Raw genomic sequence first — 19,577 nt, 5'->3', positions numbered from 1 at the left:
GGGCCGCCCGCCCGGCCGGTCAGTCGGCCGTCAGCCTCGTCTTCTGCACCTTGCCGAGGGCGTTGCGGGGCAGCGCGTCGACGAGCCGCACCTCGCGGGGACGCTTGTGTGCGGACAGCTGGCGGGCCACGAAGTCGATCAGCTCGGACCCGTCCACCCCGTCGCCCACCACGTACGCCGTGACCTGCTGGCCGAGGTCCGGGTGCGGGGTGCCGACCACGGCGGCCTCCCGGACGCCGGGGTGCGCCAGCAGGGCGTCCTCCACCTCGCCCGCGCCGATCCGGTAGCCGCCGCTCTTGATCAGGTCGGTGGCGGCCCGACCGACGATCCGGTGCCAGCCGTCCGGGTCGACGGTGGCCACGTCCCCGGTGCGGAACCAGCCGTCCGGGGTCCGGGTCGCCGCGTCGGCGTCCGGCCGGTCGAGGTACCCGTCGAAGAGGGTGGGCCCGCACACCTGGAGTTCGCCCATCGCGGTGCCGTCGGCCGGCAGCGGCGTGCCGTGCTCGTCCACCAGCCGGGTGCGTACCCCGGGCAGCGGCACCCCGACCGTGCCCGGCCGGCGGGGCCCGTCCGCGCGGGCGCTCACCGTGATCAGCGTCTCGGTCATCCCGTACCGCTCGACCACCCGGTGTCCGGTGAGCGTGGCGAGGTCGGCGAAGACCGCCGCCGGCAGGGCCGCGCTGCCCGAGACGAGCAGCCGCGCCGGGCGCAGCGCCCGCGCCGCGTCGGCGTCGGCGGCGATCCGGGACCAGACGGTGGGCACGCCGAAGTAGACGGAGCCGGCCGCCGCCGCGTACCGGTCGGGGCGGGGCCGACCCACGTGGTGCAGCCGGCTGCCCAGCCGCAGCGGCCCGAGCACGCCGAGCACCAGCCCGTGCACGTGGAACAGCGGCAGGCCGTGCACCAGCAGGTCGTCCGGGGTCCAGGACCAGGCGTCGGCGAGGCCGTCCAGGCAGGCGGCGACCGCTCCCCGGGAGATCACCGCGCCCTTCGGGGCCCCGGTGGTGCCGCTGGTGTAGAGGATCAGTGCCGTGCCGGCCGGGTCCGGCTCGGGGTGGACGGTGTCCGACTCCCGGTTCGGGTCGACCGGGACCACCGGCGGGCCGGCGGCGGCGACCGGCTGCGCACCGCCCGCCGGGACGAGCAGCGCCGCCGCGCCCGAGTCGCGCAGGATGTGGTCGCGCTCCATCGGCCCCGCGTCCGGCGGCACCGGTACGACGGCCGCGCCGGCGGACAACGCGCCCACCACTGCGACCACCGTCTCCAGGGTGGCGGTGGCCTCGACGGCCACCCGGTCGACGCCGCGCAGCTCGTCGGCCACCGCCGCGGCCCGGCGGCGCAGCTCGACCCAGGACACCGCCCGGTCGTCGACCCGCACCGCCCCCGGGCGCTCGTCGTCGGACTCTGCCAACCAACGCAGCAACGGCATGCTCTGGCCCCTCTCCAGCGGCTCGGATCCGGCGCCGACGCCACGCCGGACCGGCTCCGGTCCGCCGGCCCGGCCGGGTCGCCGGTAGGGTTCGCGTGGGCGCCGGTGCGGTGCGCGTCGTCGCCGGAGGCCCGGCACGGCGGGTCCCGGGACGACCCGACCGTAGTCGGGGTGCCCCCGGCCCGGCCACCCCTACCGGCCGCTGCCGGCCGTGTCGTCGACGTCCCCCGGGAGGTGCCGCCGGTGACCGGTGCGGCGGGAGGCCGGCGGAACGCGTCCGACCCGGTCCGGGCGGTCGTGTTCGACCTCGACGGCGTGCTGGTGGACAGCCTGGCCGTGGCCCGGGAGGCGTTCGTCCTCGCGTACGCCGAGGTGGTCGGCGACGGGGTGGCGCCGGTCGAGGAGTACTGCCGGCATCCGGGCCGGTACCTGCCCGAGGTGCTGGCGTTGCTGGGCCTGCCGGCGGCGATGGCCGGCCCGTTCGTTCGGGAGAGCAACCGGCTGGCGCACCGGGTGACCCCGGTCGACGGGGTGGTCGAGCTGCTGGGCGTCCTGCGCGGGCGGGGGCTGGGCCTGGCCGTTGCCACCGGCCGCAGCGGGGTGCGGGCCCGGGACCTGCTCGGCGCGCTCGGCCTGCTGCCGCTGGTCGATCACGTCGTCGGCGCGGACGAGGTGGCCCGGCCGAAGCCCGCCCCGGACACCGTGCGGCGGGCGCTGGAGCTGCTCGGGGTACGCCCCGGCGAGGCGGTGCTGCTCGGCGACGCGCCCGCCGACCTGGTCAGCGCCCGGGCCGCGGGAGTGACCCCGGTCGCCGCGCTGTGGGGCGAGTCCGACCCCGACGTCCTGCTCGCCGCCGGCCCCGACGTCGTGCTGTCCCGCTTGGCGGACCTGCTGCCGCTCTGCCCGCCGCCCGGTCCCGGGTCGCCCACCGGCCCGACCGGCGGCCGGTCCGGCGCGGCGACGGACACGTGCGGTGACCGTCCGGCACCCCTGTCGGGCGGGCCGGTCCCGTCCGACACCCCGGTTCGTCAGCCGATGGGTTGATTCGTGACTCAGATCCCCGGATGATGTCCGGCGTCGGTCGTCCGCTGGGCGGACCGACTTCGCGTACTGCAAGACACGCCGCGATCCCAGAGGGTCCCGCCCTCCCGACGGCAACCCGCACGTGACGGAGGACGACGCCCATGCCGGTCATCGAGGTGGAGCACCTGCACAAGCGGTACGGGGAGAAGGTGGCCGTCGACGACGTGTCCTTCACCGTCGAGCAGGGCGAGATCTTCGGCGTGCTCGGGCCGAACGGGGCGGGCAAGACGACGACCGTCGAGTGCGTACAGGGGCTGCGCCGCGCCGACGGCGGCTCCGTGCGGGTGCTCGGCCTGGACCCGATCCGGGACCGCACCGAGGTACGGCAGCGCGTCGGCGCCCAGCTCCAGGAGAGCCAGCTCCCCGACAAGCTGCGGGTCCGCGAGGCGCTGGACCTCTACCGCTCCTTCTACCGGCAGAAGGCCGACATCGACGAGCTGCTCGCCGACCTGGGCCTGACCGAACAGCGCAACACCGCCTTCCACAAGCTCTCCGGTGGGCAGAAGCAGCGGCTCTCGGTGGCCCTGGCGCTGGTCGGACGCCCCGAGGTGGCCATCCTCGACGAGCTGACCACCGGCCTGGACCCGCAGGGTCGGCGGGACACCTGGGACCTGGTGGAGCGGATCCGCGACCGGGGCGTCACCGTCGTGCTGGTCACCCACTTCATGGAGGAGGCGGAGCGGCTCTGCGACCGGCTGGCCATCATCGACACCGGCCGCATCGTCGCCATCGACACCCCATCCGGCCTGCTCACCCGCGTCGGCACCGAGCACCGGGTGCACTTCCGCCCGCTCGACGAGCTGGACGACTCGCTGCTCGCCGCCCTGCCCGAGGTGACCGGGGTCAGCCGCAGCGGCGACGAGGTGACCGTGACCGGCCCGGAGCAGGTGCTCCAGTCGGTGCTCGCGACGCTGGCGGAGCACAAGGTCCGGTACGCCGCCCTCCGGGTCGAGCAGCCCACCCTGGACGACGCCTTCGTCTCGCTCACCGGTCGCCACGCCGGTCGGGCCGCCGCCACCCAGCCGCCGACCGACAAGAGGTCCTCGTGAACGCCCTGACCAAGCTCATCGCCGTCGAGACGAAGCTGTTCCTGCGCGAACCGGTGTCGCTGTTCTTCGTCTTCGTGCTGCCGATCGGCCTGATGCTCGTCTTCGGGCTGCCCCAGCGGGAATCGGACACCGGCAGCGCCGGGCAGCACGGCGAGCTGACCTTCCTGCCGGCGCTGGCCCTGGCCCTCACCATCGGCATGCTGGCGCTGTTCACCCTGCCGATGGCGCTGGGCATCTACCGCGAGCGGCGGGTACTGCGCCGGCTCGCCACCACCCCGGTCCACCCCGGGCTGCTGCTGGTCGCGCAGGTCGTGGTGAACCTGGTGATGGGCGTGGCCGGCGCGGTGGTCACCGCGATCGGCGTCCGGTTCCTGCTGGACCAGTCGTCCCCGGCGAACGTGCCCGGCTTCGTGCTGGCCTTCCTGCTCGGCGTGGCCTGCCTGTTCGCCATCGGCCTGCTCATCGCGGCGCTCGCGCCGTCGGCAAGGGCGGCCCAGTCCATCGGTCCGGCGCTGTTCTTCCCGCTACTCTTCCTCGCCGGGGCCTGGCTGCCCCGCGACCAGATGCCGACGGTGCTGGCCCGGATCGGCGACTACTCGCCGCTGGGGGCCACGGTGGACACCCTCGCCGCCGCCTGGGCCGGCGAGAGCCCCGCGGTGCCGCAGCTCCTCGTCCTGGCGGCCACCGCCGTGCTCGGCTCCGTGCTGGCCACCCGCTTCTTCCGCTGGGAGTGACGAGCGCCCGGCGGAGTTGACGCGAGCGAGGGCCCTTCCCGCCCGGATGGCGGGGAGGGCCCGTCGTCTGTGCCCGCGCCGTCGCCGCCGACCCGGATCCCGCCCCGCCCCCGCTAGGGGTCGCTAAGGGTGTTCGGAAAATGTGACCTGGATTACGTTCGACGGGAACGGGGGCCGTCACCGGGGCTGCGGGAGGGCGTTCTCCCGCGAGCCGTTCCGTTGCCGCGGAACGGGGCGTCGCCCCCGTCGGTGACCCGCGCCGGCGACTGACGCGTCCGGGGCGGAGCGACAAGCGACGGAGGTCGTGCGATGACAGTTTCTTCCGATTCCGCCACCGGTGTCCGGACGGCGGACCGCATCGTCAACGAGGACGACCGGAGCACCTGGTCGGCGCAGGCGCCGATCGGCGGGGACGCCGCCAGCATCATCGACGTGGTGCTGGAGGGCGGCCCGACCAACCTCCCCACCGAGCTGCGCAGCCGCCGGATCTCCCCGGCGGAGGACAAGATCAAGGTACGCCACTACGGCGGGTACGAGCACTTCGAACGGGACTCCGTCAGGGTCGCCGACGAACTGCCCGTGGTCTTCCGCTGGACCGGCCGTACCAGGATCGCCGAGTAGCGGAAGGCAGCAGTTCCGATGGGCGTTCAGGATTCGCGGCTCGGCCCGCTCGTCACGGTCAGCGGCACGGCCGAAGCCCTCGCTTTCTACACCGACGTCTTCATCGCCCCGACCGATCCGCAGTTGGTGCTCAAGCGGGCCCCGGCGGCCGGGGCCGAGGTCGAGCCGGCCACCGAGTCGCCGGAGGTGGTGCTGCGGGACCCCGCCGGGCAGCGCTGGGCGCTCGTCGGCGCGACCCGCACCGGGTAGCGCCGGGCGGCGGCCGGCACCGCCCGGCCGCCGCCCGGCCCGCCCGCGACTCAGGGCCGGTCGGGGGAGAGCCGGTGGGTGAGCGCGGTGTGCCGCCGTCCGGTGCCCGCGGTCCGCACCGCGATGGCGAGGGCCTTGCGCGACCCGGCCAGCACCACCAGCTTCCGGGCCCGGGTGACCGCGGTGTACAGCAGATTGCGTTGCAGCATCGTGTACGCGCTCATGGTCACCGGCAGCACCACCGCCGGATACTCGCTGCCCTGCGACCGGTGCACGGTGATGGCGTACGCGTGCTGCAACTCGTCGAGTTCGTGGAACTCGTAGCCGATGTCCTCGTCCTCGTCGGTGCGCACGGTCAGCGTCTGGTCGTCCAGGTCCAGGGCGGTGACCACCCCCACCGTGCCGTTGAACACCCCGGCGGCGCCCTTGTCGTAGTTGTTGCGGACCTGGATCACCTTGTCGCCGATCCGGAACACCCGCCCGCCGTGCCGCCGCTCCGGGGCGCCCTCCCGGTGCGGGGCGATCGCCTGCTGCAACAGGGTGTTCAGGTTGCCGGCGCCGGCGGGGCCGCGCAGCATCGGGGTGAGCACCTGCACGTCGCGGGGGCGCAGGCCGAACCGGCGTGGGATCCGCCGGGCCACGATGTCGACCACCTGCTCGGCGGTGACCTCCGGCTCGTCGCTGGGGAACAGGAAGAAGTCGGGATGCTCGCCGAACACCGGGGCCTGCCCGGCGTTGATCCGGTGGGCGTTGACCACCACCCCGGACTCCTGCGCCTGCCGGAAGATGCGGGTGAGGCGGACCCGGGGCACGGTGTCGGCGGCCAGCACGTCGCGCAGCACCTCGCCGGCACCGACCGAGGGGAGCTGGTCGACGTCGCCGACGAGCAGCAGGTGCGCGCCGGGCGGGACCGCCTTGACCAGCTTGTTGGCGAGGATCAGGTCGAGCATGGACGCCTCGTCGACCACCATCAGGTCGGCGTCGAGCGGGTTGTCCCGGTCGAAGGTGGCGTCCCCGCCGGGGCGAAGCTGGAGCAGCCGGTGCACGGTGGTGGTCGGGTGCCCGGTCAGCTCGGTGAGCCGTTTCGCCGCCCGGCCGGTGGGCGCGGCCAGCACGATCTTCGCCTTCTTCGCCGCGGCCAGCTCGATGATCGATCGCACGGTGAACGACTTGCCGCAGCCGGGGCCGCCCGTCAGCACGGCCACCCGGGAGGTCAGCGCCAGCCGCACCGCCTGCTCCTGCTCCGGCGCCAGCTCGGCCCCCGTGCGGGCCCGCAGCCAGGCCAGCGCCCGGGTCCAGTCCACCCGGCCGAACGCCGGCATCCGGTCCACCGGGTCGCGCAGCAGCCGGACCAGGCTCGCCGCAAGGGCGGACTCGGCCCGGTGGAACGGCACCAGATAGACCGCCGGGATGATGCCGCCCTCGCTGCTCGGGTTCGGCACCGCCTCCCGGACCACGCCGTCCTCGGTGGCCACCAGGTCGGCCAGGCCGGCGGCGACCAGTTCCGCCGGCACCTCCAGGATCGCGGCGGCGTCGGCGACCAGGTTCGGCCCGGGCAGGTAACAGTGCCCGCCGTCGGCCGCCTCGGAGAGGGTGTACCGGATGCCGGCGCGCACCCGCTGGGGGCTGTCGTGCGGGATGCCCACGGCCTGGGCGATGCTATCGGCCGTCCGGAACCCGATGCCCCAGACGTCGGCGGCCAGCCGGTACGGGTCGTCGCGCACCACCGCGATCGACGAGTCGCCGTACTGCTTGAAGATGCGCACGGCGTGCGAGGTGGAGACGCCGACGCCCTGGAGGAAGACCATCACCTCCTTGATGGCCTTCTGCTCCTGCCACGCCAAGCCGATCGCCGCGGTGCGCTTCCTGCCCAGGCCGTGCACCTCGACCAGCCGGCCGGGTTCCTCCTCGATGATCCGCAGGGTGTCCACCCCGAAGGCGGTGACGATCCGGGCGGCCATCTTCGGGCCGATCCCCTTGATCAGCCCCGAGCCCAGGTAGCGCTCGATGCCCTGCACCGTCGCCGGCAGCACGGTGGTGCAGTGCTGCACCTCGAACTGCCGCCCGTAGCGCGGGTGCGAGCCCCACCGGCCGACCAGCCGCAGCCGCTCCCCGGGCTGCGCGCCGGGCAGCGGGCCGACCACGGTGAGCAGGTCGTCGCCGGAGCGGTCGGTGGCGACCCGGGCGATGGTGTACCCGGTCTCCTCGTTGGTGTAGGTGACGCGTTCCAGCACCGCCTCCAGCACGCTGCCCCGTGCCGGGGCGCCCGCGGTGTCGGCGGTCGGCGCGGACGGGTTGGCGGGCACCGGACGATGATGGCAGATCTCCCGTCCGGGGTGCCGTGGCGGCCCGCCGGCCCGGCCCGGGCCCGCGCGGGCGGGTCAGCGGCGGGCATCGCCCTGCTGGTGATGGGCCTGCGGCCGGCCGCGCCGGTCAGGGCAGCGGCCGGCAGACGCCCCGGGCGTGGTCGGTGACCGCCGCGCCGACCACGGTCGCCTCCAGCGGCAGCACCTCCAGGCAGCGCCGCACCGCGGCGGCCATCAGGGCGTTGGGCACCCGCATGGACAGCGTGCAGTGCGGCACCCAGCGCCCCGGCCGGTAGTGGTCGGCCAGCCCGACCTCGGCGGCGGCGAGCCGGTCGTGCACCAGCGCGTGATGGGCCAGCAACTCGGCGGTGGGGGCGGGCCCGAGCCACAGCACCCGCCCGACGAACTGCCCGGCGTGCTGGAACGTCAGCCGCAGCGGCGCCGCCACCACCGTGCCGGCGAGGGCCGCGACGACCCGCTCCGGGTCCAGCCGCGGGGCCACCGCCAGCGACACGTGCGGCCGGTGCCGCCGCTCCAGCAGGGAGCGCATGCTCTGCACCCCCTCGGACTCCAGCGCGTCCCACAGCACCCGGATGCGCCGGGTGGCGTCGGTGTCCAGATACAGCTCCAGTGCCGCGACCACGCCGTTCACCCTAGGGCCGAGGTTTGCCGGCCCGCTGACGCGGTACTGCGCCTGGGGAGTCCAGCGTCGAGGAGGACCGGGTGGACGTGAGAGATGTGCTGACCGAGACCTACGACCGGCTGCCCGGGCTGGTCCGCGGCGCTGTGGACGGCCTGTCGCCGGAGCAGCTACGTCGGGCGCCGACGACCGGCGCGAACCCGGTGGGCTGGCTGGTGTGGCACCTGACCCGGATCCAGGACCACCATGTGGCCGGCCTGCTCGACGTGGAACAGGTGTGGGTCACCGGGGACTGGGCGGGCCGGTTCGGGCTGTCCCCCGACCCGGACGACGTCGGCTTCGGGCACACCCCGGGGCAGGTCGGCACCGTCCGGCCGGAGAGTGCCCAGGCGCTGCTGGACTACTTCGAGGCGGTCGCCCAGCGGACCCGGGGACTCCTCGCCGGGCTGCGGCCGGCCGACCTGGACCGGGTGGTCGACGAGGCGTGGGACCCGCCGGTGACCCTCGGGGTCCGGCTGGTCAGCGTCGTCGAGGACGACCTTCAGCACGTCGGGCAGGCCGCCTACGTGCGCGGCCTGCTCGGGGCGGGCTGACCGGTCGGGGCCGCGCGACGCCGTGCGGCCCGACGCCGGTCACGGCACGATGACGGCGCGGCCCTCCAGGGACCCGTCCCGCATCTGCCGGTACGCGTCGACCGCGGCGTCCAGCCCGAACGTGGTGATCTTCGGCCGGACCAGTCCGCGCGCGCCGAGGTCGAGCACCTCGATCAGCTCGGGTCGGCTGCCCCAGTACGTGGTCTGGATGCTGACCTCGTACGGCACGGAGAAGAACGAGACCGGCAGGGTGCCGCCGCCGATGCCGACGATGGTGAGGTCCCCGACGGTGCGGGCGGCGGCTGCGCCGAGCGCCAACGTGGCGTCCCCGCCGACGAAGTCCAGGACCACGTCCGCGCCCCGGCCGCCCGGGGTGGCCTGCCTGATCTCCTCGGCGGTCCGCTCGCCGGAGCGCAGCGTCAGGTCGGCCCCGTACCCCTCGGCCAGCTTCAGCGCGTCGGCCCGGGTGTCCACCGCGATCACCCGGGCCGCCGTGGTGGCCTTGAGGATCTGCACGCCGACGTGCCCGAGTCCGCCGACGCCGATGACCACGGCGGTGCTGCCCGGCGGCAGCTTGTGCCACGAGCGCCGGATGGCGTGGTACGGGGTGAGGCCGGCGTCGGTCAGCGGTGCCGCCTGCACCGGGTCGAGCCCGTCGGGCAGCGGCACCACGTGCCGGGCGTCCGGGACCAACTCGTACTCGGCCATCCCGCCGTCCAGGCCGAGCCCTCCGCCGCCGCCCGGCACGGGCGCCCCGGCCAGGTTCTCGCAGTACGGGTCCACGCCGACCCGGCAGCGGGCACAGGTGCCGCAGCCCCACGGGCCGTAGACGGCCACCGGCTGGCCGACCTCCAGGCCGGTCACCCCGGCGCCGAGGGCGTGCACCCAGCCGGCGTTCTCGTGGCCGAGGGTGAACGGCGGGTTCCAGGGCACCGCGCCGGCCTCGAAGTCGTGCATCAGGTGCAGGTCGGAGTGGCAGGCGCCGGCACCGCCGATCCTCACCACCACCTGACCGGGGCCCGGCGTGGGCTCGGCCACCTCGACCAGCTCGGGTTCGGACTTCCAGCCCGGCAACCGCAGCGCGCGCATCCGTGTCTCCTGTTCCTCCGCTTCGGTCTTCCCGGGTCGGCTGCCCGTTCAGCGTCCGGGCAAACGACCGCGACCGCCCGGTGTGCGGCGGCCCCGCCGGTCCCGGCCCTGGTCCCACCGGGGCGAGCCGCCCGGGGCCGCTCCGGGCCGGGCGGGATTCACCCGGACCGGGTGAGTCCCGCTCACCCCCGGTCGGGGGACGCTGCGGTTGACACGTGCTGTGCGGGAGGGGGGGCGGCCGATGACCGCAACTGCGGCGGACTACCTGAGCCGGTGTGTCGCGGGCCGGCACGGCGACCTGCCGGAGACGACCAGCGGCACCCTGCGTCTCGACGTGCGCGACGGCGCCAGCACCGAGCACTGGTACCTCACCATCTGCGACCAGCGGGTCGAGGTGACCCGGTCGGGGGAGCCGGCGGACCTGGTCGTGGCGGGGGCGCGGGCGGCGTTCGACGCCCTCGCGGCGGGGCGGTCCCACATCGCCTCGGCGCTGCTGCGCAACGACGTCACCGCGCAGGGGAACCTGCGGCTGCTGATGACCCTGCGCCGGCTGTTCCCGGGCCCGCCCGGCGCCCACCACCCCCGGCACCTCCCGCCGGCCGGCCGGGACTGGCTCGACGGGGGCAAGTCCCGATGATGCAGGAATACGTGTACGTCATGGCCGGCAACGCGTTCGCGCTCGGCGACGCCCAGGGCGACATGACGGCGGACCCGCGGGTGCCGGTGGGCCTCTTCTCGTTCGACACCCGCTTCCTGTCCCACTGGGTGCTCACCGTCGACGGGCAGCGGCTCCACGCGCTGTCCCGCGACGACCTGACCTACTTCGAGACCCGGTTCGTGCTCGTCCCCGGCACCGCCAGCCACTACGTCGACGCCGACGTGTCGGTCATCCGGCACCGGTCCCTCGACGACAGCTTCAACGAGCGGATCACCGTGCTCAACCACTCGGCCGGGCCGGCCGAGTTCACGGTGCGGATGGAGATCGCCTGCGACTTCGCCGACACGGCCGAGATCAGGCAGCCGAGGCCCCGCCGGGTGGAGATCACCCCGCTTGGGCAGGAGGGCGAGCTGCGGCTGCGCTACCAGCGGGACCGGTTCTGCCGGGAGACGGTCGTCTCCTCCACCGCCCCCGTCGAGGTGGACGAGCGCGGGATGACCTTCCGGATCCGGGTGGAGCCGAACGGCTCGTGGACCACCAACCTGCACGTCGGCATGCTCATCCGGGGGGCCGTCGCCCGGGACCTGCGGGCCAGCCTGGAGGCGCACCGCAGGCGGGTGAGCCGGGACATGCGGGAGGACCTGGAGCGCTGGCGGGCCCGCGCCCCGGAGTTGGTCGCCGAGCACGACGACCTCCGCCGGGCCTACGAGGGCAGCCTGGCCGACCTCGCGGCGCTGCGGTACACGCCGCTGGCGCACGACGCCCCGCTGCCGGTGGGCGGCCTGCCGTGGGCGATGACCCTGTACGGCCGGGACGCCCTGATCACCTGCCTGGAGACGCTGCCGTTCACCCCCGAGCTGACGCCGGCCACCCTGCGCACGCTCGCCTTCGCTCAGGGCGGCCAGCTCGACGACCAGCACGACGAGGAGCCGGGCAAGATCCTGGTCGAGAACCGGTACGGCGAGAACGGTGTGTTCGGCGAGGCGGCCACCTCGTTGTACTTCGGGGCGGCCGACACCACGCCGCTGTTCGTGATCCTGCTCGACGAGTACGAGCGCTGGTCCGGCGACGTCGAGCTGGTGCGCGAGCTGCGCCACCCGACCCGGATGGCGTTGGACTGGATCGACGAGTACGGCGACATGACCGGCGACGGCTACCTGCGCTACCAGCGGCGCAACACCCGCAACGGGCTGGTCAACCAGTGCTGGAAGAACTCCCCGGAGGCGATCGTCGACCGCACCGGCCGACAGCCGGCCTTCCCCCGGGCCACCTGCGAACTACAGGGGTACGCGTACGACGCGAAGCTGCGCGGGGCGCGCCTGGCCCGCGAGTTCTGGGGCGACCCCGGGTACGCCGACCGGCTGGAACGGGAGGCCGCGGAGCTTCGGCAGCGGTTCAACCGGGACTTCTGGCTGCCCCACCGGGAGTACTACGCGCTGGCCCTGACCCCCGACGGCGAGCCGGTCGACGCGCTCGCCTCCAACATGGGGCACCTGCTGTGGAGCGGCATCGTCGAACCCGACCGCGCCGAGGCGGTGGCCCGGCACCTGGTCGGGCCGCGGTTGTTCTCCGGGTGGGGGGTGCGCACCTACGCCGAGCAGCAGCGACCCTACAATCCCGTCGGCGCGCACCTCGGCGCCGTGTGGCCGTCGGACAACGCGATCATCGCGGCCGGGCTGCGCCGCTACGGCTGCGACGAGGCGGCGGCCCGGATCACCACCGGGATCTTCGACATCGTGCGGCTGCTCGGCAGCCCGATCCCGGAGACGATCGCCGGCTACCGCCGCGACCTGACCCGGTACCCGGTCCAGCTACCGCACGCCGGCCGGCCGCAGGCGTGGTCGTCGGGGGCGCTGCTGATGCTGCTGGGTACCGTCCTCGGGCTGTCGCCGTGCGGGGACAACCTGTTGGTCGACCCGGCGCTGCCGCAGGGGTTCGGGCGGATCGAGCTGCTCGACATCCCGGGCCGCTGGGGGCACGCCGACGCGTACGGCCGGGACCGGGCGCTCGCCGGCCGGGGCAGCCGCCTTCGGCCGGGCTGACCCAAAGCGGGCCCCGTCGACGCCCGGGGCCCGCCGTTACCCGGAGAGGCGGCCGGCCGGCACGGTGGCCGGCGGCGCGCCGCCGGGGGTGTCGCCGCGGGGTCGGGCCCGCCGGGACAGGCCCCGGTCGACGCACACGAAGAGCAGCCCGAGCAGCCAGAACGCGAACGCGAAGAGCAGCGAGTTGAGCGCGACGCCGCCGTAACCGAGCTGCCCGGCGTCGACGAACGGGTACGGGTACCGGTGCACCACCAGGCCCCGGATCAGCGCGAACCCCAGGTACGCCAGCGGGAAGGCCAGCCACCAGGCGGCGTACCGTGCTCGCAGCCGGCCGCGCGGGTCGAACAGCGTCCAGTCGGCGACCGCCAACAGCGGCACGACGGTGTGCAGGAACTGGTTGCCCAGCGCCTCGCCGAGCGTGCGGTCCGGCTGGACCATGGCGAACGGGCTGGCCGGGTTGGCCAGCACCAGGTGGTACACCACCCCGGTGATGGTGATGTACAGCGTGACCGCGCCCTTGAGCACCGACGGTGGGTCGGGTCGGCCGTGCCCCGCCCGCCAGGCGGCGTAGCCGGCGAGGACGCCGACCGCGACGTTGCTCTGGATCGTGAAGTACGGCAGCAGCCCGGTGACCGTGGCCGGGCCGAGGGCGGTGAGCACGACACCGGCCAGCACGCTGAGCACGACGGCCAGCCGGAAGGCGACCGCCACGCGTCGACGCCGCAGACTCATCGGGGCAAGTCACCAGCAGGGAGCCCGGCCGGCCCCGTGCTCGCGGCCGAATCGGCCGGCGGCGAGGGATCGGCCGGCCGCGAGGGGCGGGCCGGCAGCGAGGGATCGGCGGGGACCGCCGGCACGGACGGCCTGCCCGGCAGCGGCGGCGTCGCCGGCAGTGCCGGCGACGCCGGCAGGGACGGGACCGCTGGCGGCGACGGGTGCTCCGACGGCTGGCCGGGAGGGCCGTCCGGCTGCCCCTGCCCACCCGGCGGGGCGGTCGCCGTGCCGGCCGGCCCGGTCGATGCGTCCGGCCCCGCCTCCGCCAGCGCCTCGGCGCACCAGCCCGTCACCCGGTCCCGGCCGCCGGCGGCTTTCACCAACTGCGCATACCGGGTCTGGGTCAGGGCCCGGTCCTGCGTGGCCTCGTCCCGCAACGCTCGGCAGAGGGTGAGCAGCCGGGCGGGCGGCACCTCCGGGGCGCGGGTGCCGGCCGGGGACGGCCGGGTGGTCGGTCCGCCGTCCGGCACGGGTCGACCGGTCGCCGGTGCGGGGGCCGCCGGCCGGTCGACCGTCCCGGCCAGCGGGGGCAGCGCCCCGTGCACGGCGGCGAGCGTGACCCCGCCGGTCGCGGCGACGGCCAGCGCAGCGAGGACGGCCTTCACGCCGAGCAGGCCGGTGAGCACGGTGCGCCGGGCACCCCTGGCGGGAACCGGTACGGCCGGTGTGCCGTGGGCCACCCGGAAGGCGCGCAGGGCGGCGTCCTCGCCGCGCAGTTCCTCGGGGCGGGGGGCGGCGCGGACGGCCGCCAGGAGCCGGACCAGCGCCTGGGGGCCCGCCTGGGGGCCGACGGCGGAACCGGCGAGCAACCGCTCGACGGTTTCCTGGTCCATCCGGTGTGCGTTCATCTCGTGTCCCTCAGCGCCACGGGCCGGCCGGGCGTCACATCGGAGCGCCCGGCCGGCCCGTGGGTCAGCGTGAGCCCGGCGGCTCAGCCCATCGTCTTCGCGCCGTCGATCGCCTCGCGCAGGATGTCGGCGTGCCCGGCGTGCTGGGCCGTCTCGGCGATCACGTGCAGCAGCACCTGGCGCACCGACCAGCTCGCCCCGGGCTCGAACCAGGGCGCCTCCGGCAGCGGGTGGGCCGCGTCCAGGTCCAGCGTGGCCACCAGCTCGTCGGTCGTGGCGGCCACCCGGGAGTAGTCGTCGAGCAGGGCGGCCAGGGTCTCCCCGTCGGCCATCCGGAAATGGTCGACCCAGTCGATCGGGGTGGCCTGCATCGCCTCGGCGCCGCCGACGGCGAACAGCATCCACCGCTGCTCGGTGACCGCGACGTGCTTGACCAGGCCACCGGGGCAGAGCTCGCTGACGGTGCTGCGCCCGGCGGCCTGCGCGTCGGTGAGGCCGTCGACGGTCTGCCGCAGGAACGCCCGGCGCTGGCGCAGGGTGCGCAGCAGGTCGGCCCGCTCGCCGGCGGGAAGCTGCTCGGTACGGGTCATGCCACCGTCCTTCGTGGTGAGGTCGGTGCCACCATAGGCCCGCCCACCGACAGCCTCGGCCCACGCGCCCGGTCGCGGGCGGTCCCGGCCCGGCTCCGGTTGCCGATCCGGCCGGGGCGCGGTCCACTGATCCCATGGGCGAGATCAGGGTGGGCACGTCGTCGTGGGCCGACCAGATGCTGCTCCGCTCCGGCTGGTACCCCCGCTCGGCCAACACCCCCGCCGGCCGTCTCCGGCACTACGCCGAGCGGTTCGGACTGGTCGAGGTGGACACGTCGTACTACGCGGTGCCGGCACCGGAGACGACCGCCGGCTGGGTGGCCGCCGCCCCGCCCGGGTTCACCTTCGACGTGAAGGCGTTCAGCCTCTTCACCGGCCATCCCACCCCGGTCACGACGCTGCCCCGGGACCTGCGGCCGGCCGGCGGCCCGGCCCGGATCCGGTGGCGGGACCTGTCCGCCGGGGCGTACGACGAGCTGTGGAGCCGGTTCCGGGCGGCGCTGGAGCCGATCGCGGCGGCTGGCCAGCTCGGCGCGGTGCTGCTCCAGTTCCCACCGTGGCTGGCCCGCAGCGCGGCGGCCGAGCGGCGCATCGTCGCCACGGCCGCGCGGCTGCGGCCCTGGCGGGTGAGCGTGGAGCTGCGGCACGGCTCGTGGTTCACCGAGGACGCCGTCCTGGGCACCCTGGCCCTGCTGCGGGAGCACGACCTCTCCTACGTCTGCGTGGACATGCCGCAGGGGTTCGTCTCGTCGGTGCCGCCGATCCTGGTCGCCACCGCCGACCCGGCCGTGGTCCGCTTCCACGGCCACAGCGCCGCCTGGGAGCGCGGCGACAAGCGGGACAAGTTCCGGTACGCCTACGGCGAGCGCGAGCTGCGGAACTGGTCGAAGCTGCTGGTCGAGCTGGCCGGCACCGCCGACGAACTGCACGTGCTGTTCAACAACTGCTGCGGCGACCAGGCCCAGCGCGACGCCGCCCGCCTGGTGGAGATCCTGGCGGAGGCGGGCGTGCCGGCCGGCGGGGCGCGGGTCAGCCGCGCCGGCTGATCCCCTCCGGGTGCATCCCGGTCGCCTCCTCGAGCGCGTTGTCCGGCAGGTCCCCGCCGGCGCTGTCGTTCGGGAACGCGCGCCGTGCCGGCGCCGGGTCGGGCGGCGCCGTCGGGCCCGCCTCGGCGACCGGCCGCTCCTCGACGGTGCCGAACCCGTGGCGTCCCGCGGGCGGGGTGGGTTCGGCGGGCGCGCCGGCCCGCCGGTCGCCGAGGCTTCCCTGCGGCACGGCGGTCTCCTCGCTGCCCTCGTCCATCGGGGAGTCCTCGCCGGCACCCCACGGCGGATCGGCGTCGAACCCGTCACTGGTGCCGAACGGGGCGGCGGACTCCGGTCCGCGTCCGTCCCCGCCGGTCGTCGATCCGTCCCTGCTCGTCATGGCCACCTCGCTGGTCGGGTCGGTGCTACGGGCGCTGATTGCCCGCCTGCGCGCCGCCCATGCCCCACCGGTCCGGTCGGGCACGGGCGGCGCGGTGGTCAGCGGCCGGACATGGCCATGTGCCGCCTGGCCGCGCCCAGGGCGGCCACCTTCCCCATCGTCCTGGGCGCGCTGGCCAGCCCACCGACGCGCCCGAGCATGCCCCGCAGGACCTGCCCCGGCTTCTGCTGCTCACCCATGTACGCGGTGACCACCACCAGCGCGCCGGTGAGCGCCGGGATGGCCCACTGGAGCATCTTCATCTGCCGCTGGCAGGAGGCCACGTTGGCCGGCGTCTGCGGATTCGGTTCGGTCGTCCCCTCGACGGACTGGCCGCCCGCCCGCTGTAGCCGCATGCCGAGCAACCGGCTGTACCCGGTGACCGCGAGCGCGCCGACCGTGAGAGCCGTCTTCACCGCGCTCATCCGGGCCACCCCGGACTGGGTGAGCACCCGGGGACTCTCGGTCGTCAGCTCGCCGACGGCGCCGGCCAGGTGCGCGCCGATCGCCGCGGCGTTGACCGGGGTCCACCGGGCCCACCCGGCCGAGGCCACCGGCAGTCGCTGGGTCGAGTCGTTGATCTGTGTCGCCGCGCCGTTGACGCCGAGCGCCCCCATCAGGGAGCCGCCGAACCAGGCGGCCAGGCCCAGGTCGTGCATCGAGCGCAGTGCGGTGTGCCGTTCGGACATCTGATCCCCTTCCACCGTACGGGTGCTGCGGCATACCCACCGATTCCGCAGGTACGCCCGGGATCGGGTGAACGGTGGCGCGGGAATCCCAGCGGACGCAGGACCTCGTCGAGCGGGGTCACCAGGTTGGCCGGCGGGTTCCAGCCGGTGCCGGGCGCAGCCCGGGCGGGATCAGCCGCGGCGGGGGAGCCCGGCGGCGAAGGCGGCCACCCGGGCGGCCACCGGCGCGGCGGCGCGTACCCAGACGAAGTGGTCGAGCGGGGCGCCGGCCTGCGCGGTCGTGTAGCGCTCGCGCGCGACGGTGGCCGCGGCGAGCTTGCCGCAGAGGTGGTCCAGGGTGGCGTGCGGGGTGTACTGGTCGTCGTCCACGCTCACCGCGAGGACCGGGACGTCCAGCGTGCGCAGCGCCGCCTCGACGTCCACCCCGTCGAGGGCGGGGAAGCGGCCGGTGCGGGCGGTGTGCGCCCAGTCCCGGATCACCCCGCGCGCCTGCCGGCCGCCGAAGCCCCAGCCCGGCCAGACGCCGAGCAGCCGGGCGGTCGCGGCGATCGCCTGGGTGTACGGCAGCACCCCGTACCTGCGGGGACTCGGGTACTCGCGCCAGTGCGGCATGCCGACGGCGACCAGGGCCAGCCCGTCCACGGCGTCCGTCCCGCGCAGGGCCAGGTGCAGCAGGGCGGCCTGGCCGCCGAGGGAGTGCCCGAGCAGGACCGTGGGCCGCCCGTCCAGCCTCGGCTTCAGCGCCGCGAGCACCGCGCCGACGTCGGCGGCCAGCTCCGCGTAGCCGTACCGGCAGGCGCGGCTCGGGGTCGGGGTGCTCGCGCCGGTGCCCCGCAGGTCGGCGACGACCACGGCGAGACCGGCCGCCCGCAGCGCGGCGGCGAACGGCCGGTAGTAGCGGGCCCGCACCCCCATCGCGGGCCAGATCACCACCACCGGGGCGTCCGCCGGGCCGGCGGGCTCGGGATACACCTGCACCCCGAGCCGGGCGCCGTCGACGTCGACGAACTCCTGCGTGTACTCCTCGGTCGCGCTCACCGGCCCAGCGTACGGCCGCAAGCTACCGGCGGGTAGTAAGGGTGCGCCGGGCGGGTCGCCGGTCGTCAGGCCGCCGCCGGAGCCGGTCGCGGAGACGACCAGGGGCACCGCGTCCACGGACGCGGTGCCCCTGGTGCCGGCCGGCGGTCAGCCGACGCTGATCGTTCCGTCTCCCGCGCGGACGCAGGCCACGGCGCGGGCGCTGGTGGCGGCGGCCCCGGTCAGGCAGCGGCCCAGCGCCTGGTGCCCGGCCACGTTGGGGTGCCACGACTCCTGGCAGGTCTGGAAGTAGCTCACGCAGGTGTTGGCGATCCGCTGGATGGCGATCTTGTCCTTGCCGGCGAGGCTGGTGACGAAGGTGCCGGTCGCGCCGTCCTGGAGCCGGATCGGCGTGGCGAGCGAGCCGGACGGGCTGGTCGGCTGCTCACAGAGCCGGGCGCCGTCGAACGCCCGCTGCACGTTCAGGTAGACCAGGTCGGCGCTCGGGAACTCACTGGCCAGCGTGGTGCGCACCGAACTGACCAGGCTGCCCAGCCCGGAGGAGAAGTGGTGCCCGGGCAGCAGGCTGGCCCGGTGGATCGGGCAGCCGGCCGCGTACCGCTCGGCCCCGAGGTCCCGGAACTTGTCCCGGTCGTCCTGCCGGCCGTCCTCCTCCCAGTAGTTCGAGGCGAGGTCGAACGGCAGCGGGTTGGTGTAGTCCTGGAAGACGATCCGGTGCTGGCCGTCGGCGTCGATCTGGTCGAGGGTGGTGAGAATCTGCCGTACGGCCGCGGTGGTCTCCGCGGTCGCGGCGCTGAGCTGCGTCGGGGTGGCCAGGTCGGCGTCGCTGCACGGCTTCTGCTCCACCGGCCCGCCGAGGTACGCCCAGAACTCCCACCAGCCGGTCCACGCGTCGGCGATGAACCGGTTGGCGCACTTCTCCGCCACGCTGCCGAAGGTGAACGAGCTGTTGTTCGAGCCCAGGCCCACCAGCACCAGGTCGATGTCGTGGGTCTGGCCCACCGCGCGGAGCTGGTCGAGCTGGGAGGCGACCGAGCGCCCCTTGGTCCGGTTGACCGACGCGTTGGCGATGTCGTACGGCTGCCCGCCCGAGCAGGCCAGGTTGAACCGGTCCTGGATGCCCGGCAGGTTGGCCTGGAACAGCGAGGCGTTGGGGGACCGGTGGCAGAAGTAGGCGTTGCTGTTCGGCGCGGTCCAGCCGGGGAAGCCCTGGCTGATGCCGTTGACGTCGACGACCGGGGAGTACGCCCCGGCCCCCTCGCCGCTGATGAAGCTGTCGCCGAGCGCCACGGCGGCGGTGGGGAGGCCGGCCACCGCCGGGGCGGGTGGCGCGACGGCGGTCGACAGCGCCGCCGCCGCGACGGTCAGCGCCGCCGCGAGCGCGGTACGACGGAACACGGACATCAGCGTCCTCCATCCATCCATGGAAAAATATGAAACTTTCTTCGAGACGGTGATCACATCACGGGCGTGTGACGGGCGTCAACGCCCAGCCATGCCTCCGCGGGTCGGACGGGGGCGCTCGCGGGTCCGGTCGGGCCAGGGGCCGGGCCCGGGGCGGGCGGGCCCGGGGCGGGCGGGCCCGGGGCGGGCGGGGCCGGGCGGGATGATTCCCGGGGCCGGCGGCGTTGGCGCAGGCGTGGGTGTCCTCCGGGTCGCCCGCGGGCAGGGCGGCCGGCAG

Annotated in this window: 19 protein-coding genes and 1 pseudogene; 9 read left to right on the top strand and 11 right to left on the bottom strand. The window is 75.2% G+C overall.

The window, feature by feature from the left end; genetic code table 11:
- Nucleotides 1–19: 19 nt before the first annotated feature.
- Nucleotides 20–1,429, bottom strand: coding sequence for an acyl-CoA synthetase (locus OOK41_RS24725; RefSeq protein ID WP_266266877.1), 1,410 nt, complete (start codon nt 1,427–1,429; stop codon nt 20–22).
- A gap of 243 nt (nt 1,430–1,672) precedes the next feature.
- Between OOK41_RS24725 and OOK41_RS24720 the strand changes: the two are divergent.
- From OOK41_RS24720 to OOK41_RS24700, 5 genes and pseudogenes are all read left to right on the top strand, one after another.
- Nucleotides 1,673–2,335, top strand: a pseudogene (locus OOK41_RS24720) (HAD-IA family hydrolase); the annotation flags it as partial.
- A gap of 278 nt (nt 2,336–2,613) precedes the next feature.
- The gene (locus OOK41_RS24715; protein ID WP_117669535.1) at nt 2,614–3,561 is read left to right on the top strand and encodes an ABC transporter ATP-binding protein; all 948 of its coding nucleotides are present in this window, start codon (nt 2,614–2,616) and stop codon (nt 3,559–3,561) included.
- The gene (locus tag OOK41_RS24710) at nt 3,558–4,295 is read left to right on the top strand and encodes an ABC transporter permease (protein WP_266266876.1); all 738 of its coding nucleotides are present in this window, start codon (nt 3,558–3,560) and stop codon (nt 4,293–4,295) included. Before OOK41_RS24715 ends, OOK41_RS24710 begins: the two co-directional genes overlap by 4 nt.
- A gap of 309 nt (nt 4,296–4,604) precedes the next feature.
- Nucleotides 4,605–4,916 (top strand): DUF5988 family protein, encoded by a 312-nt coding sequence (locus OOK41_RS24705; protein ID WP_266266875.1) that lies wholly within the window; start codon nt 4,605–4,607, stop codon nt 4,914–4,916.
- A gap of 18 nt (nt 4,917–4,934) precedes the next feature.
- Nucleotides 4,935–5,165, top strand: coding sequence for a hypothetical protein (locus tag OOK41_RS24700; RefSeq protein ID WP_266266874.1), 231 nt, complete (start codon nt 4,935–4,937; stop codon nt 5,163–5,165).
- Between the two features lie 50 nt (nt 5,166–5,215).
- On the opposite strand, the gene OOK41_RS24695 is transcribed toward OOK41_RS24700, so the two are convergent.
- Entirely contained in the window at nt 5,216–7,471 is a 2,256-nt protein-coding gene (locus tag OOK41_RS24695) for an ATP-dependent RecD-like DNA helicase (RefSeq protein ID WP_266266873.1), read from the bottom strand.
- Between the two features lie 127 nt (nt 7,472–7,598).
- The gene (locus OOK41_RS24690; RefSeq protein ID WP_117669568.1) at nt 7,599–8,114 is read right to left on the bottom strand and encodes a 2'-5' RNA ligase family protein; all 516 of its coding nucleotides are present in this window, start codon (nt 8,112–8,114) and stop codon (nt 7,599–7,601) included.
- A gap of 80 nt (nt 8,115–8,194) precedes the next feature.
- On the opposite strand from OOK41_RS24690, the gene OOK41_RS24685 reads away from it, so the two are divergent.
- Entirely contained in the window at nt 8,195–8,704 is a 510-nt protein-coding gene (locus OOK41_RS24685; protein ID WP_266266872.1) for a DUF664 domain-containing protein, read from the top strand.
- 39 nt (nt 8,705–8,743) lie between these two features.
- Here the strand turns inward: OOK41_RS24685 and OOK41_RS24680 are convergent, their stop codons facing one another.
- Nucleotides 8,744–9,793: an NAD(P)-dependent alcohol dehydrogenase gene (locus OOK41_RS24680; protein WP_266266871.1), complete on the bottom strand. Its 1,050-nt coding sequence runs from the start codon at nt 9,791–9,793 to the stop codon at nt 8,744–8,746.
- Between the two features lie 241 nt (nt 9,794–10,034).
- Between OOK41_RS24680 and OOK41_RS24675 the strand changes: the two genes are divergently transcribed.
- Together OOK41_RS24675 and OOK41_RS24670 are read left to right on the top strand one after the other, a co-directional pair.
- A complete protein-coding gene (locus OOK41_RS24675; RefSeq protein ID WP_266266870.1) occupies nt 10,035–10,430 on the top strand; it encodes an SCP2 sterol-binding domain-containing protein in 396 nt (131 codons plus the stop codon).
- Complete coding sequence (locus OOK41_RS24670; RefSeq protein WP_266266869.1) at nt 10,427–12,493, top strand: glycogen debranching N-terminal domain-containing protein; 2,067 nt, start codon at nt 10,427–10,429, stop codon at nt 12,491–12,493. Before OOK41_RS24675 ends, OOK41_RS24670 begins: the two co-directional genes overlap by 4 nt.
- Before the next feature lie 36 nt (nt 12,494–12,529).
- Here OOK41_RS24670 and OOK41_RS24665 read toward each other — a convergent pair whose 3' ends face one another.
- The 3 genes from OOK41_RS24665 to OOK41_RS24655 all read right to left on the bottom strand — a co-directional run bounded on the left by OOK41_RS24665 (nt 12,530) and on the right by OOK41_RS24655 (nt 14,705).
- Nucleotides 12,530–13,225: a Pr6Pr family membrane protein gene (locus OOK41_RS24665; protein ID WP_266266868.1), complete on the bottom strand. Its 696-nt coding sequence runs from the start codon at nt 13,223–13,225 to the stop codon at nt 12,530–12,532.
- Nucleotides 13,222–14,115 (bottom strand): hypothetical protein, encoded by an 894-nt coding sequence (locus OOK41_RS24660; protein WP_266266867.1) that lies wholly within the window; start codon nt 14,113–14,115, stop codon nt 13,222–13,224. The genes OOK41_RS24665 and OOK41_RS24660 overlap by 4 nt, the downstream gene beginning before the upstream one ends.
- 83 nt (nt 14,116–14,198) lie before the next feature.
- Nucleotides 14,199–14,705: a DinB family protein gene (locus tag OOK41_RS24655; RefSeq protein WP_266266866.1), complete on the bottom strand. Its 507-nt coding sequence runs from the start codon at nt 14,703–14,705 to the stop codon at nt 14,199–14,201.
- Nucleotides 14,706–14,839: 134 nt separating this feature from the next.
- On the opposite strand from OOK41_RS24655, the gene OOK41_RS24650 reads away from it, so the two are divergent.
- Nucleotides 14,840–15,751: a DUF72 domain-containing protein gene (locus tag OOK41_RS24650; RefSeq protein ID WP_117669524.1), complete on the top strand. Its 912-nt coding sequence runs from the start codon at nt 14,840–14,842 to the stop codon at nt 15,749–15,751.
- Here OOK41_RS24650 and OOK41_RS24645 read toward each other — a convergent pair.
- From OOK41_RS24645 to OOK41_RS24630, 4 genes are all read right to left on the bottom strand, one after another.
- The gene (locus tag OOK41_RS24645; protein ID WP_117669523.1) at nt 15,735–16,130 is read right to left on the bottom strand and encodes a hypothetical protein; all 396 of its coding nucleotides are present in this window, start codon (nt 16,128–16,130) and stop codon (nt 15,735–15,737) included. The two genes, OOK41_RS24650 and OOK41_RS24645, sit on opposite strands and share 17 nt — an antisense overlap.
- Before the next feature lie 98 nt (nt 16,131–16,228).
- Nucleotides 16,229–16,858: a hypothetical protein gene (locus OOK41_RS24640; RefSeq protein ID WP_266266865.1), complete on the bottom strand. Its 630-nt coding sequence runs from the start codon at nt 16,856–16,858 to the stop codon at nt 16,229–16,231.
- A gap of 171 nt (nt 16,859–17,029) precedes the next feature.
- On the bottom strand, nt 17,030–17,896 hold the full coding sequence (locus OOK41_RS24635) for an alpha/beta fold hydrolase (protein ID WP_117669567.1): 867 nt from the start codon (nt 17,894–17,896) through the stop codon (nt 17,030–17,032).
- A gap of 147 nt (nt 17,897–18,043) precedes the next feature.
- The gene (locus OOK41_RS24630) at nt 18,044–19,300 is read right to left on the bottom strand and encodes a hypothetical protein (protein ID WP_117669521.1); all 1,257 of its coding nucleotides are present in this window, start codon (nt 19,298–19,300) and stop codon (nt 18,044–18,046) included.
- Nucleotides 19,301–19,577: the final 277 nt, after the last annotated feature.

This window comes from Micromonospora sp. NBC_01655, assembly GCF_026339755.1.
GTDB lineage: Bacteria > Actinomycetota > Actinomycetes > Mycobacteriales > Micromonosporaceae > Micromonospora.
Note: the sequence above shows the minus strand (reverse complement) of the source record. Positions and strands in the feature narration are given on the sequence as shown.

Excerpts from the sequence above, each read along its gene's own strand:
- OOK41_RS24725 (WP_266266877.1), bottom strand. The coding sequence starts at position 1,429 with ATGCCGTTGCTGCGTTGGTTGGCAGAGTCCGACGACGAGCGCCCGGGG.
- OOK41_RS24715 (WP_117669535.1), top strand. The coding sequence starts at position 2,614 with ATGCCGGTCATCGAGGTGGAGCACCTGCACAAGCGGTACGGGGAGAAG.
- OOK41_RS24705 (WP_266266875.1), top strand. The coding sequence starts at position 4,605 with ATGACAGTTTCTTCCGATTCCGCCACCGGTGTCCGGACGGCGGACCGC.
- OOK41_RS24700 (WP_266266874.1), top strand. The coding sequence starts at position 4,935 with ATGGGCGTTCAGGATTCGCGGCTCGGCCCGCTCGTCACGGTCAGCGGC.
- OOK41_RS24680 (WP_266266871.1), bottom strand. The coding sequence starts at position 9,793 with ATGCGCGCGCTGCGGTTGCCGGGCTGGAAGTCCGAACCCGAGCTGGTC.
- OOK41_RS24675 (WP_266266870.1), top strand. The coding sequence starts at position 10,035 with ATGACCGCAACTGCGGCGGACTACCTGAGCCGGTGTGTCGCGGGCCGG.
- OOK41_RS24670 (WP_266266869.1), top strand. The coding sequence starts at position 10,427 with ATGATGCAGGAATACGTGTACGTCATGGCCGGCAACGCGTTCGCGCTC.
- OOK41_RS24665 (WP_266266868.1), bottom strand. The coding sequence starts at position 13,225 with ATGAGTCTGCGGCGTCGACGCGTGGCGGTCGCCTTCCGGCTGGCCGTC.
- OOK41_RS24660 (WP_266266867.1), bottom strand. The coding sequence starts at position 14,115 with ATGAACGCACACCGGATGGACCAGGAAACCGTCGAGCGGTTGCTCGCC.
- OOK41_RS24655 (WP_266266866.1), bottom strand. The coding sequence starts at position 14,705 with ATGACCCGTACCGAGCAGCTTCCCGCCGGCGAGCGGGCCGACCTGCTG.
- OOK41_RS24650 (WP_117669524.1), top strand. The coding sequence starts at position 14,840 with ATGGGCGAGATCAGGGTGGGCACGTCGTCGTGGGCCGACCAGATGCTG.
- OOK41_RS24645 (WP_117669523.1), bottom strand. The coding sequence starts at position 16,130 with ATGACGAGCAGGGACGGATCGACGACCGGCGGGGACGGACGCGGACCG.
- OOK41_RS24640 (WP_266266865.1), bottom strand. The coding sequence starts at position 16,858 with ATGTCCGAACGGCACACCGCACTGCGCTCGATGCACGACCTGGGCCTG.
- OOK41_RS24630 (WP_117669521.1), bottom strand. The coding sequence starts at position 19,300 with ATGTCCGTGTTCCGTCGTACCGCGCTCGCGGCGGCGCTGACCGTCGCG.